Raw genomic sequence first — 13,063 nt, 5'->3', positions numbered from 1 at the left:
AACAACGACGGCGGAGGCGGAGGCTTCTTCGGTGGCGACGGCGGTGGGGGCGGAGGCTTCTTCGGCGGCGACGGTGGAGGTGGAGGCGACTTCGGCGGCGGCGACTCCGGTAGTTTCTAACTCCCAAAGACTAGGTGGGGGCCTGTTCCCCACGTAGAGCGGTACAAAAAACTGATCACTGGATTCAGTGGGCACCACTGAGCAGGACGAAAGGCAACACCATGGTTAAGCAGTCCATTTTCGGGCGGATCGCGCAGCTCGCCAAGGCGAACATCAATGCCTTGCTCGACCAGGCTGAGGACCCGCAGAAGATGCTGGACCAGATGGTCCGCGACTACTCGAACAACATCGCCGAAGCCGAGTCCGCCGTCGCGCAGACCATCGGGAACCTCCGCATGCTGCAGGCCGACTACAACGAGGACATCAAAAACGCCCAGGACTGGGGCAACAAGGCCCTCGCAGCCTCCCGCAAGGCGGACGAGTACCGTGCGTCCGGCAACGCGGCCGACGCCGTCAAGTTCGACAACCTTGCCAAGGTGGCCATCCAGCGCCAGATGTCGGCCGAAAACGAGGCCAAGGCCGCCGAGCCGAACATCGCGTCCCAGTCGGAGGTCGTGGACAAGCTCAAGAGCGGCCTCGACCAGATGAAGGGCAAGCTCAACGAACTCACCAGCAAGCGCAATGAGCTGGTTGCCCGCTCCAAGACGGTTGCTGCCCAAACCCAGGTGCACGACGCCCTCAAGAGCATCGACATCATGGACCCCACCAGCGAGGTAGGCCGCTTCGAAGAGAAGATCCGCCGCGAAGAGGCGAAGGTCCTCGGCCAGCAGGAACTGGCAGCCTCCAGCCTGGACGCCCAGTTCAACCAGCTTGAGGACCTTGGAGAGCAGACTGAGATCGAGGCCCGCCTGGCGGCCCTGAAGTCGGGCGGTTCGAAGGCCGCTATCGGCGCCGGCGCCACCGCTCCGGCAGACGATACCGTGGACGAAGCCGACTTCGACAAGCTCTAGTTCAGCCAAGCGAATGGCCGGGCCTCCAATGAGGCCCGGCCATTCGCTTTCTGAGTGCTTTATGCCCCTACGGCGAGCCGTCCAACGATGAGCCTCATGATTTCGTTGCTGCCTTCCAGGATCTGGTGGACGCGCAGGTCCCTGGCAATCTTCTCGAGGCCGTATTCCGACAAGTAGCCGTAGCCGCCGTGCAACTGGATGGCTTTGTTCGCCACGTTGAAACCGGCGTCCGTGGCGACGCGCTTCGCCATGGCGCACAACCTCACGGTGTCCGGGGCGCCACGGTCCAAAGCGTCCGCGGCCCGGAGGATCAGGGTCCTGGCAGTTTCCAGTTCCGTATCCATGTCGGCAATATCAAACAGCAGGGACTGCTGGTTGATGAGCGGGCCGCCAAAAGCCGAGCGTGACTTGAGATAGGCGATGGACTTCTCCAGTGCCGCCTGGCCACCTCCCAGCGAACAAGCGCCCATGTTGACCCGGCCCCCGTTGAGGCCCTTCATCGCGATGCCGAATCCGCTGCCTTCTTCGCCAAGCCGGTTCGCCACGGGGACGCGTACGTCCTCGAAGATGACCTGCCGGGTGGGTTGGGCATTCCATCCCATCTTCTTTTCATTCGGGCCGAAGGACAGCCCAGGCGCGTCCGCGGGCACAACGATTGCGGTGATGCCCTGACTGCCCGTGTCCGCGGTCCGCGCCATGACCACATAGACGCTGGAAACTCCGGCACCCGAAATGAACTGCTTGGTGCCGTTAAGAACGTAACTATCGCCGTCGAGCACTGCTTTGGTGCTCAGCGCGGCGGCATCCGAGCCGGCTCCCGGCTCCGTAAGGCAATAGCTGCCCAGCGCTTCCATGGACGCGAGCTGCGGCACCCACTGGGCCCGCTGCTCATCGTTGCCGAAAGCGTCGATCATCCACACCACCATGTTGTGGATCGAGATGTAGGCCGCGATGGTGGGGTCTGCCTTGGACAGCTCCTCGAAGATCAGCGCCGCATCGGTGCGGGAAAGGCCCGAGCCGCCGAATTCTTCCCGGACGTAGATGCCTCCCATGCCGAGGGTGCCCGCTTCACGCAGGACATCCACAGGGAAATGCTTGGTCTCGTCCCATTCTGCGGCGTGCGGCGCAATGGCCGTCGTGGCGAAATCGCGCACCATCTCCACCACCGCTTGCTGGTCCTCCGTGAGCTCAAACATTGGCACTCCTTTGCAGTTCTTCCCAGTTCTCCGGGTTGTCCGGTTTTACTGGCCTTTTTCTAGCTATCCGCTGGGGTTTACTTGCTGACTTTGCCCATCAGGGAAGCGACAGGGCGAAGGAACAGCGGCCTCGCGAGGAACCATGCGCCCACAATCACCAGGAGGGACACGGCGAAAATGCCGAAACCAACCCAGTTGATATCGTCGCTGCCGCCATACATGTGGTTCAGGTTGCGCAGCGCCCCGGTAGCGAGGACCAGGGTGACGTGCACGATCGTGAAGAGCACGAAGTACACCATCACGGGGAAATGCACCGCCCGGGCGAGTTCGATGGGATAGACCTTGTTCACCGTGCCGGCCTTCTTGGGCCAGGCAGAGGAGGTGCGCAAACCGGTGATGATGGCGAGCGGGGCGGCGATGAAGACCGTGACGAAGTAGGTCAGCAATTGCAGGGCGTTGTAGTTCACCCAACCGTCCTCAGTGGGCCAGTTCAACGAGGCGTACTGGAGGGCGGCGGAAAGGGCGTTCGGGAAGACATCCCAGCTGGTGGGAATGATCCGCATCCATTGCCCGGTGGAAAAGATCACGATGATGAAGACGATGCCGTTCAACACCCACAGTGCATCCAGGGTCAGGTGGAACCACAGGTCCAGGCTGATCTTGGTTGGCGCGTTTTTGGTCCGGATGAATCCTTTGTTGTTTCGGGTCCATTGGGCCGGAGGCCTCTTGGCCGTGCGGACCTGCCAACCAGATCGGACGATGAGCACCATGAAGAAGACGTTCAGGAAGTGCTGCCAACCGAGCCATGCCGGGAAACCTACGGGAGCGTTCTCCGGGAGGCTGGAGGCACCCGGGAAGTCGTGCAAGAACGACTGCACACCCGACAGGCCCGTCAACCATTTGGCAAACAAGACGATGAGCAAAAGGACGAGCAGCACGCCTGGAACCACCCAAAGGGGTTGGGACCATTTGCTCTTGGCTGCTGTCGACTTTTTGGCGGGGGTGGACATCTTCTCAGACACCTCTCGGAAGAACTTTGCAATCAGGGACGCATCAAGCTAACAGGCTTTGGACCGAAGCGGCCAAAGCCTGTTACGCCGTCAGTTGGAACGGGCTTTGACGGCCTCGATGAGTTTCGGAACAACGGTGAAAATATCGCCCACGATTCCGAAGTCGGCCACCTCGAAAATGGGCGCGTCCCCGTCTTTGTTGATCGCCACAATGGTCTTGGCGGTCTGCATGCCTGCGCGGTGCTGGATGGCTCCGGATATTCCCAATGCGATGTACAGCTGCGGGGACACGCTGACACCGGTCTGGCCTACCTGGGCCGTCTGCGCAATATACCCGGCGTCGACGGCGGCGCGTGACGCACCGATCGCTGCGCCCAGCGTGTCGGCGAGCTGTTCCACCAGCACGAAGTTCTCGGACGAGCCCAAACCCCGTCCCCCGGAAACCACCGTCGACGCAGTCCGAAGCTCGGGCCGGGCCGAGACGGCAGCATCGTCATTGAACTGGTCTATGATGGCGGCGCCTTCTTCTCGAGCATCGAGGGACACCGTCTGCAGGTCTGCCGTGGTTGCGGGAGCCTGGCCTTCGATCGCCCCCTGCCGGATGGTGAGGATGGGCAGCCCGCCTTCCACCACGGACTCGACCGTGTAGGCCCCGCCAAACACCGAATGCTGGGCGACAACCGTTCCGTCATCGCTACGCACCTGCACGACGTCGGCGAGCACGCTCCCGCCGACCCGCACAGCAAGCCGGGCGGCAGCTTCGCGGCCATCCACCGAATTCGCGGTGAGGACGGCAGCCGGCCCATATGCGTCGACGGCCCCGCTCAGTGCATCCAATGCGGGTGCCACCAAAACAGTGCCGGCGGCAGCAGTCACAGCCGAGTAGATCCTTGCCGCGCCGAGCTCACCCAGGCGCGCGACGTCGTCGCCCGCCAGCGGTGCCGAGGACACGACGACGGCGACCGGCGAACCCAGCGTGGCTGCGGCAGCCAGCAGCCCGCGGGCCGAAGCGGCAATCCCGCCGCGGTGGGAAATTTCAATGAGCACCAAGACGTTCGACATTTCTTTTCCTCCGTCAGACCAGGCGGTTCGCAACGAGGAACTCGGCCAGCTCGTCGGCCGCGGTCCCGTCATCTATGAGTTTTCGTCCGGCCGCGCGCGGCGGCCGCTCAACGGTGGAGACCACTACGGTGTGGCTGGCGCCCGTCGGGACGCCAAGCTCGGCGGCGGACAACGTGGTGACGGGTTTGCGCTTGGCCGTCAGGATGCCCTTGAAGTTGGGAAACCGGGCCTCCGGGAAACGCTCGGTCACAGTGATGATGGCGGGCAGTCCGGCACGGACATTGAGGGTTCCACCCTCACCCTGGCGAACGCCGCTCACGCCGTCGTCGGCGATTTCCGCGGAGATCAATGAACCCAACAGTGGCAGTTGGAGATGTTCGGCAATCATGGCGGGCACGACGCCGGCGCGGCCATCCGTCGATTCGTTGCCGGCCATCACCACGTCGAACCCAGTAGACCTCAGTGCAGCCGCCAGCGTTGCGGCCGTTCGACCGGTGTCGGCGCCGGCCAGGGAATCATCCACAATGTGAACCCCTGAATCGGCTCCCATGGAGAGGGCCTTGCGCAAGGACTGCGTGGCGTCGTCAGGACCCATGGTCATTGCCACAACCTCGGTGCCTTTGTTGGCATCCTTGATGCGCAGCGCGGCTTCGAGGGCGCGCTCGTTGATTTCATCGACCACGGAATCGGCAGCCTCACGGTCGAGCCGGCCCGTTGCCAGGTCGAGCTTCCGTTCCTCGGCCGTATCCGGCACTTGTTTGACGAGCACGACGATCTTCATTCAACAGCTCCCTCGATGCAAATGGCTGACGCTTGGAATCGAGAATACTAGGAACTCCTAGTATTTACCATGGAGCGAAGGAAGGAATACTTGGAACTCCTATTGATTCTGCAGGGATTTTTCGCGCCGGGCATGGGGATTCGGGCCGGCGGCAGGTTGCAGGCCTTCTTTCGAAGCGATCGATCTAGCCCTGGCGAATGCCGAGGGTGTTCCCGTCGGGATCACGGAACCATGCGCCACGGGCGGGGCCGAGCTGAGCGATGTGCCCTGTTGTGGCAAGGGGACCCTCTGTGTAGTCGAGGAACTCCACGCCCTTGGCGGCCAAGTCGCCGACCACGGCCTCAATGTCGTCCACTTCGAAGTGGGCAAGGGTGTGCTCTGTAGCGGTAGGCGGACGCTTGAAGACTGAGATCTCGCTGACGGATCCGCAACGGTACCGCACGCCGACCGGAGTCTCCCAGAGGAAGGTCAACCCCAGGATGCCGCCATAGAATTCTTTCGCCCGCTCCAGATCGGTGACCGGAATCGTCGCCACTACCATCGTCGCACTGATCATCTCGGGCCTCCTCAGGGCGGCCCATTCCGTCAGGATGAACGGGCCATTCGGCCCAAGTGTCTTCCTCCAGGAGCTGGACTGTCAACGAGGACCGGGAGTTTGAGGGTTGGTGCGTCGCACGGCCATCACCACGCTGACAAGTACCGACAACGCTATGACCACGACCATTCCGGCGAAGTTCGGCTGGAATTCCAAGGCCAGCGCCCCGTTTTCGGCTCCCCGAGTCGCGGTGAAAAGTCCCGGCAGGGTCGCCCGGGAACCCGTCGAAATGGCGATCACGCTCACTGCCACGCACAGAATGAACGCCAGGGCCAATCCGCCGGCCACGCCGTCCAGCGCTGCGCCAACTATTTTCGACACCGTTTTCATTGGGGTCCCTCCTCGAGCCGGCCAACGCGGAGCGCCGCCTGTATTCCAGTGATGAAGCTTTGTCCCCGCCCAAGAAACTACTCCGACATTCTGCCTCTCGGGGGTCGAAGTGGTTAAGATCCTTACAGATTTGCCAAAAATCAGTGTGTTTTCCGGCAATCTCAGTGTGGATCTCGGCGCTTCTGCGTGTGAAAAACGTTTCACCCGGATCGGCCCGCATGGCCGTCTAAGACCGCGTCCAAGACCTCCTTGGGGAAATTAGGAGCGGATGTCTCCACTGCGCGCCCACATCAGGGTCGGGAGGGCGGCGAAATGGGGTTAAACGAAAAAGTCCGCCCAGTCGGGCGGACTCTTTCGTTTATTTGGTTGCGGGGACAGGATTTGAACCTGTGACCTCTGGGTTATGAGCCCAGCGAGCTACCGAACTGCTCCACCCCGCGTCGCAGAATCAACTCTACCTCACATTCGAGGGCGCCCCTGACCATTCAGGTGTGCGCTGCAGCACGATGGGATCTGGAGGTCCTTCGGGCAGGAGCAACAGCCCTTGAGGGTGGTTATCCTCCCGTGGACTTGGCGCCGTCCTGACCTTCTTTGATTTCGGAAAGCGCTTACGACACTGCGAGTCGCGTCATTCTGGCGCCCAGAAGGCTCAAAGAAGGTCAGGACGGAGCTGGCACAGCCGTACCCGGCACATGCCCCACCGATCCCGCACTCCCCCATCCACAAATCGGTGGAAAACAAAAAGATCCGGCACAGTGTTTCCACTGTGCCGGATCTTTTCTCCAGTTGCGGGGACAGGATTTGAACCTGTGACCTCTGGGTTATGAGCCCAGCGAGCTACCGAACTGCTCCACCCCGCGTCGCAAGAACTACTTTACCTGCAGGTGAATGTCAGGCCAAATCCAAACGACGTGACCTCCGTCTCCCCCGCCGGGCGGCCACCATGCACGGGCCGCCATATCAAACGGAAGACCGGGCCAGCCCTGGTGTGAGGGCTGGCCCGGTCTTGCAAAAACCTCCAGCTAAGCCGACATCAGCCAGCTGGAGAGTTGCCTACTTACTTGGCGAAGGCGAAGGCGACGACGAGGCCGACGGGCTTGCCGAGGGGCTGGCACTTGCCGACGGAGCCGGGGTGGCACCAAGCCGGGACTCGGCGTCGAGCGCTTTCTGTATCGCCGCGGACAGGAGGCTCTGCTGGGCACCGTACCCGGCGAAGTCGCCCTTGGCCAGCGCAGCCTGGCCATCCTGGATGGCCTTGTTGGCCTGATCCAGCGCAGCCTTTAGCTGGGCCTGTGCATCCGCTGTCGCAGGTGGCGTAGTAGTCCCCGGCGGAGTTGTGGTCTGGCCGTTGTTGGCCGAGTCTCCCGCCGAGGCCCCTGAATCGCCCCCGAAGAGGATCTTCAGCGCACCGTCAAGCGTCGGGGCAAAGCCGACCTTGTCGCCGAAGGCCACGAGCACGCGTTGAAGCGTCGGATAGGAGGTCTCACCAGTGGACTTCAGATACACCGGTTGGACATAGAGCAGGCCTCCGCCCACCGGCAATGTCAAAAGGTTGCCGTTGAGCACATCGGATGCTCCCTGCCTGAGCAGGTTGAGTTCCCGCGACACTTCAGGATCGGAGTTGAACTTGTTCTGGGCCTGTCCGGGGCCTGGAACCTGGGTATCCGTTGGCAATTGGAGTAATCGCAACTGGCCGTACGTGTCCGCTTTCACCCCCTTCTGGCTACCTGCGTCGGAATCGGCTGCGAGGAAGCCGTACAGGATGTTCCGGGCAGCGCCGTTGACCACCTGTGGAATGAAGGAAGACGTCAGCTGGAAGGCCGGCTTGGTCTGGTCGGGCATCTGCAGGGACATGTAGAACGGGGGCTGCCGGACGGGATCCGTGACCGTGGGGTCGTTCGGAACGCTCCACGCGTCGTTGTTCTGGTAGAAGCTGTCCGCGTTGGTCACGTGGTAGCGCCCAAGCAGCTCACGCTGGACCTTGAACAGATCCTCCGGATAGCGGACGTGGCTCATCAGCTGTCCGGACATCTCCGAGTACGGCTTGACGGTGGTCGGGAAAATCTTCTCCCACGCTTTGAGGATCGGGTCCTGGTCATCCCAGGCGTACAGCGTGACCGAGCCGTCATAGGCGTCAACCGTGGCCTTGACCGAGTTCCTGATGTAGTTGACCGCGCTGTTCGGCAGGGCCGCCGTGCGCCCGGAGGTCGTCTGCGAATCGGCCGTAGCGTTTCCCAGTTGCTGCTGCTGGGAGTAGGGGAAGTACTGGCTGGTGGTGTAACCGTCCACGATCCACTTCACCCGGCCGTCGACAACTGCCGGATACGCGCTTCCGTCAACCGTCAGGTAGGGAGCAACCTTTTGCACGCGCTCACGCGGAGTGCGGTCGTAAAGGATCTGGGACTTCTCGTTGACGCCGTCAGACAGCAACAGGTCCGAGGACTGGAACTTGATCGAGTAGAGGAGGCGGTTGAACCAGTTGCCCACGTTGGGGCCACCGTTGCCGGTAAAGGTGTACTGAGTTTCAGTCGACGTGTCTTTGCCAGCCGGTCGGTCCTGTTCGCGGTGCGGAGCACCGTCGGGGGCGCCGACCACCGAGTAGTCCGGCGAATCTTCACCGAAGTAGATGCGTGGTTGGTAGCTCGCATCGCTGCCAAGGGTACCCATGGACGGAATTCCGGACAGCAGGAAGTCCGGCTTTCCGTCAACCGTGAAGGTGTTGCCCTTGGCCGCCACGACGCCGTAACCGTGGGTGTAGACGATATGCCGGTTGACCCAGGTCTGCTGGCTGGCGTTCAGCCCGTCCTGGTTCAACTCCCGGACGGCGATCACGGTGTCCTGGGTCTTGCCGTTCACGGTGTACCGGTCGACGTTCAGGGCCTTGGGGAACTGGTAATACGGACGGTACTGCTCCAGTTGGGAGAACGCCGAGGAAACCAGGTTCGGGTCCAACAGCCGGATGTTGGCGGCTGTCTGGGCATCCTTGGCAAGCGCCCCGGTCTTGGCGTCCGTGGTGGCGTTGTAGGGAGAAACCTTGATCTTGTCCAAACCGTAGGCGGACCGGGTCATGGCTATGTTGCGGTCAATGTACTTGTTTTCGAGCGTCTGCTCCGAGGGGCGGACTTGGAACTGCTGGATGACCCAGGGATAGACACCACCGGCGAGGATGGATGTGATGATCAGCATGGCCGTGCCGATCACGGGCAAGCGCCAACGGCCAATCACGGCGGCCACAATAAAGAGGACGGCCACCAGGCCCGCGGCAACGGCCAGGATGGTCTTGGTCGGAATCACGGCGTTGACGTCCGTGTAGAGGGCACCTGCCCAGTGGCCACCGTTGTTCTGGACGGTGCTGTAGACGTCAAGCCAGAAGTTGGCTCCGAGAAGCAGCAGGAAAACGGCCCCGGTCACGGCCAAGTGGATTTGGGCGGCACGGCTGGTGAAGATGCCGCGTTCCATGAGCCGGATGCTCCCATAAAGGTAGTGGGTGAGGATTCCCGCGATTCCGGCAATCACCACAACGCTCATGAGGAAACCGGTGACAAAGCCAAGGAACGGCAAAGTCATGAGGTAGAAGCTGATGTCCAGGCCAAACTGGGGATCGGCCTGGCCGAAGGGTACCTGGTTGAAGAACAAGAGCACCGATTGCCACTGGCTCGCGGCCGCGCTGCCAGCGAAGAGGCCGAACAGCACGGGGATGCCGATCATTACCACGCGTCGCACGGGCTCCAGTTGGGCCTGGTACCGATTCAGGTTGTCCCTGACCTCGGAATCCGGAGCGTAGACCGGCCGTGCATGGTAGGCAACGCGGATGGCGTAGAAGACCGGCACGAACATCAGGACGAATCCCGCCAGGAAGATCAGGATCCGGGCAAGGTTCTCCTTGAAATAGACTTCGAAGAAGCCCAACTGCTGATACCAGAGGACGTCTGTCCACACATTGGCGAAGAAAATGAATCCCACCACGGCGACGGCGACGATGATCAAAGTTGGAGTGAGTGCACCCCGTCTCCGCTGCGGTCTTCCGGGCGGGCTGGTGCTGGCTGGACGGGACAAACTCGATACCTCATCGCTGGTCGTCAGTTAACGGTCATCAGTGCGTGTGTTCGTCGGCCCCGGTGCCGGGTAGTAATGGCGGAGGCCGTCATTAGTGCCACGAGTGGCGGTGGAGCTAAGTTCCATCATCAGTCTAGTTGTTGGAGCATGTCGGGAGGCGGGACATATCCTGGCCCGAGGCGAGTCGCTCCACAGCGGATTTCGCGTCCGCGAGGGTGTCCACTTTGACTACCTGCAGCCCGTCCGGAACGTGGCCCACGACCTCGTCGCAATTGGCGGCAGGCGCGAGGAAAAGCGTGGCGCCGCCGCTGCGGGCTCCGCGCATTTTCTGGGCGATTCCGCCAATGGGTCCCACGGTGCCGTCCGGCGAAATGGTGCCGGTGCCGGCCACATGCTTGCCCCCTGTGAGGTCCCCGGGGGTGATGCTGTCGATGATCCCCAGCGCGAACATCATGCCGGCGCTCGGTCCGCCCACCTGGTCCAGGGAGATCTTGACGTCGAACGGGAATGTGAACTTGTACTGAAGCAGTACGCCCAGGATGTACTTGCCGTTTGAGCCCTTGCCCGGAGTAATGCTCACCGTCACCGGTTTGCCGTTACGATCGACGACGACGGCGGCAGGCGCGCCCGCGCCGTCGGCCAATGCGGTTTGGACGACGTTCAGGGACGTGACGGCCTTGCCGTTGATCGACGTGAAGACGTCCCCGGCCTGGAGTTTGCCCGCCGAGGCCGAGCCATCGGACAATCCTGCGACCGCAAGCTTCTGCCCGTACGGGATGTTCTCTTCCTGAAGGGCCGAAGCTATTGCGTTCTCCTGGGACGTGGTCATGGCAAGCGCGCTTTCCTGTTCGGATTGCTGCTTGGTGGTGCCCTTGGGATAGAGAAGTTCTTCGGGGTACACGGCCTTGGAACCGTCCAACCAGGCTTGGAAGGCCTCGAAGATGTTGACTGGTCCGTTGGGGCCGCCGTTGATATAGACGGTAGTCAGGTCCAGATTTCCCTTGGCGGGATACGACGCGTGTCCGGTGATGCTAATGACAGGCTTGTTGTGGTCCATGCCCAAGGTGTTGAACGTCGGTCCGGGAGATTCCACGACGTAGGGAACAGGAAGGACAGCCGCGGCGATTCCCAACACAACGGTCAGGGCCCCGGCGACCAACATCGCGACGTACCGGCCGTCGCGGCGCCGTGCCGGTGGGGGCGCGTCGGGCGCTTCCTGTACCGGCTCCTGCGATGGTGCGGTGTCCCGCTCCGGGGAATGGCCGTCCGATGTCGGGACGTCCTCGGAGTTGGAGGGGCCGAGAGGCTTTCCGGGTTCCCCGGCAGCTCCGGGGCTCGGCAAACTAGTCAATGAAGGACCTCTCCGCGCCGGGAACCGTGTGTCCGACGCTACCGTTTCGACCCCCTCAGCGCGGAGGCCGGTAAACATACCAACGATCCACCCTACTTGCTGTGCCTGCCAGTCGTGCTTTGCCTAGAGCGAACGACGCGTTCTTGAGGCAGACAGCCCCCGGGCATCGCGGTACCTTGAAAGTGATCACCAGTCACACCGACGATCGGCGGCACCATGACCTCCAACCCCAATACCCCCTCCAATGGAGACGATTCACCCGTGGATCCCTTGGCAGAAATGCTGAAGAACCTGATGGGCGGGCAAGGCATGGGCAACATCGACCCCGCCGAATTGGCAAAAGCCGCAGGACTGCCGAACGACCCGAATATGCTGCAGCAAATGTTCGCCCAAGTGCAGGCCATGATGAGCTCCACTTCCGAGGGCCCCGTCAATTGGCAGCTTGCCCACGAGAACGCCCGCCGTGTTGCCGCCGCCGGCACGGATCCGTCGGTGAATGCCCTGCAGGCCCGCGAAGTCGACGAAGCGCTCCGCCTCGCGGAACTTTGGTTGGATCCCGTCACCGATCTTCAGGCAACGGGCCTCATCGGCCGCGCCTGGTCGCGCGCTGAATGGGTGGAAGCCACCCTCGCCACGTGGAAACGGCTCACTGAGCCGGTGGCCAACAGCATCGCCAATGCCCTGTCGGACGCCCTCACCCAGCAGATGCCGGAAGAAATGAAGGCCATGATGGGCGGCACCTCGTCCATGTTGCAGAACATGGGCGGAGCCATCTTCGGCATGCAACTGGGCCAGGCCATCGGGGCCCTGTCCGCCGAAGTGGTCAGCTCTACCGACATCGGCGTTCCGCTCGCTGATCTTGAGATGGCATTGCTGCCAGCCAATGTGGCGAAGTTCGGCGAAGGCCTGAGCGTCCCGGAGAATGACGTGCGGTTGTTCCTTGCGGTCCGCGAAGCCGCGCATGCCCGGCTCTTCGTGCAGGTTCCATGGCTGCGCGGACATCTCCTCGGGGCCATCGAAGCCTACGCCCGAGGCATCCACATCGACTTGTCCCGCGTCGAGGACCTCGCCCGGGACCTCGATCCCGGCAACCCCGAGGGGATTCAAGAAGCCCTGTCCCAAGGTGTGTTCACGCCCGAGCGCACTCCCGAACAATCGGCTGCCCTGGAGAAACTCGAAACCGCCCTGGCGCTGGTTGAGGGCTGGGTGGACGAGCTCACGGCTGCTGCCACCGAGAATATGCTGCCATCCGCCGTCGCACTCCGCGAGACTGTGCGGAGGCGCCGCGCCACGGGAGGACCCGCCGAACACGCGTTCTCCTCGCTGGTGGGACTCGAGCTGCGACCGCGGCGCCTGCGCGAAGCCGCCGCGTTGTGGGCCGCGCTGAAGGACGAACGTGGAATCGCCGGCCGCGATGCCATCTGGCAGCACCCCGATTTGCTCCCCACGGCACACGACCTCGACGACCCGGCGGGCTTCACCGAACGGCGCCGCCTGGCTGAAGCCAGCGAGACCGAAGTGGACGACGCGCTGCAGAAGCTCCTCGAAGGTGGTTACGACGCTCCGAAGGATGAGGAGGACACAGCGGACAGTCCGGAGGCTCCGAAGCCTGAAGACGGAGATTCCCCTGACGACGCGGAGCCCGGAGAGCCCAAAGCCTAGCCGCTCCTGA

General features: G+C 62.5%; 10 protein-coding genes and 2 tRNA genes. 2 read left to right on the top strand and 10 right to left on the bottom strand.

The genetic code is table 11. From position 1 onward, the window contains the following. The first annotated feature begins 221 nt into the window (after nucleotides 1–221). Nucleotides 222–1,010, top strand: coding sequence for a PspA/IM30 family protein (locus AC3WJU_RS10320; protein ID WP_284991524.1), 789 nt, complete (start codon nucleotides 222–224; stop codon nucleotides 1,008–1,010). Nucleotides 1,011–1,069: 59 nt separating this feature from the next. Here AC3WJU_RS10320 and AC3WJU_RS10315 read toward each other — a convergent pair whose 3' ends face one another. From AC3WJU_RS10315 to AC3WJU_RS10270, 10 genes are all read right to left on the bottom strand, one after another. Continuing rightward, nucleotides 1,070–2,206 carry an acyl-CoA dehydrogenase family protein gene (locus AC3WJU_RS10315; protein WP_284983762.1) on the bottom strand — a complete coding sequence of 379 codons (1,137 nt, stop codon included), beginning with the start codon at nucleotides 2,204–2,206 and terminating at the stop codon, nucleotides 1,070–1,072. A 77-nt stretch (nucleotides 2,207–2,283) separates the two neighbouring features. Then, complete coding sequence (locus tag AC3WJU_RS10310; protein WP_492259798.1) at nucleotides 2,284–3,216, bottom strand: cytochrome b/b6 domain-containing protein; 933 nt, start codon at nucleotides 3,214–3,216, stop codon at nucleotides 2,284–2,286. Between the two features lie 90 nt (nucleotides 3,217–3,306). Beyond that, on the bottom strand, nucleotides 3,307–4,278 hold the full coding sequence (locus AC3WJU_RS10305; RefSeq protein WP_492259796.1) for an electron transfer flavoprotein subunit alpha/FixB family protein: 972 nt from the start codon (nucleotides 4,276–4,278) through the stop codon (nucleotides 3,307–3,309). Between the two features lie 13 nt (nucleotides 4,279–4,291). Then, nucleotides 4,292–5,059 (bottom strand): electron transfer flavoprotein subunit beta/FixA family protein, encoded by a 768-nt coding sequence (locus tag AC3WJU_RS10300; protein ID WP_345452877.1) that lies wholly within the window; start codon nucleotides 5,057–5,059, stop codon nucleotides 4,292–4,294. Between the two features lie 184 nt (nucleotides 5,060–5,243). Continuing rightward, on the bottom strand, nucleotides 5,244–5,615 hold the full coding sequence (locus AC3WJU_RS10295) for a VOC family protein (RefSeq protein WP_059387516.1): 372 nt from the start codon (nucleotides 5,613–5,615) through the stop codon (nucleotides 5,244–5,246). Between the two features lie 81 nt (nucleotides 5,616–5,696). Further along, nucleotides 5,697–5,984, bottom strand: a complete 288-nt coding sequence (locus tag AC3WJU_RS10290) for a hypothetical protein (protein WP_306961105.1) — start codon at nucleotides 5,982–5,984, stop codon at nucleotides 5,697–5,699. Between the two features lie 363 nt (nucleotides 5,985–6,347). Continuing rightward, a tRNA-Met gene (locus AC3WJU_RS10285) sits at nucleotides 6,348–6,424 on the bottom strand. A gap of 346 nt (nucleotides 6,425–6,770) precedes the next feature. Further along, nucleotides 6,771–6,844 (bottom strand) — tRNA-Met (locus AC3WJU_RS10280). Between the two features lie 193 nt (nucleotides 6,845–7,037). Next, nucleotides 7,038–10,040, bottom strand: coding sequence for a UPF0182 family membrane protein (locus tag AC3WJU_RS10275; protein ID WP_441437164.1), 3,003 nt, complete (start codon nucleotides 10,038–10,040; stop codon nucleotides 7,038–7,040). 133 nt (nucleotides 10,041–10,173) lie between these two features. Beyond that, nucleotides 10,174–11,382 (bottom strand): YlbL family protein, encoded by a 1,209-nt coding sequence (locus AC3WJU_RS10270; RefSeq protein ID WP_492259797.1) that lies wholly within the window; start codon nucleotides 11,380–11,382, stop codon nucleotides 10,174–10,176. A 225-nt stretch (nucleotides 11,383–11,607) separates the two neighbouring features. Here AC3WJU_RS10270 and AC3WJU_RS10265 point away from each other — a divergent pair, with 225 nt between their 5' ends. Next, nucleotides 11,608–13,053 (top strand): zinc-dependent metalloprotease, encoded by a 1,446-nt coding sequence (locus AC3WJU_RS10265; RefSeq protein WP_492259795.1) that lies wholly within the window; start codon nucleotides 11,608–11,610, stop codon nucleotides 13,051–13,053. The last annotated feature ends 10 nt before the right edge of the window (nucleotides 13,054–13,063 follow it).

The organism is Arthrobacter sp. FW306-1B-F12A, assembly GCF_058781865.1.
The sequence above is the reverse complement of the archived record's forward strand: the minus strand, read 5'-3'. Positions and strand labels throughout refer to the sequence as shown.